Annotated in this window: 1 protein-coding gene; it reads right to left on the bottom strand. The window is 62.4% G+C overall.

The genetic code is table 11. The features are described 5' to 3' along the window. A partial coding sequence (locus tag ACZ3HG_RS24920) for a hypothetical protein (protein WP_465335233.1) occupies positions 1-234 on the bottom strand: 234 nt, incomplete at both ends.

Genomic DNA, 234 nt, shown 5'->3' on the forward strand with positions numbered 1-234 from the left:
GAAGCCGCAATCGGTGAAGAAACGGCGCACCTGCTCGTCGCCAACTGGCATGTAGGGGGTGATGACGCCGATTCGCTTCGCGCCGTAGCACTTCAGCGCCGCCTGTGAGGCGTCCGAGCCCATCGAAACTTTCACGCCGGCGCGCTTCTCGACGCGCTCCTGAAGCGCCTTGGAGCCTTCCAGACCATCCCAGAACGTCTCCGACGACATGCCCATGACCAGATAATCCGGTTC

It is taken from the genome of Erwinia sp. PME.40.26/001 (assembly GCF_055556675.1).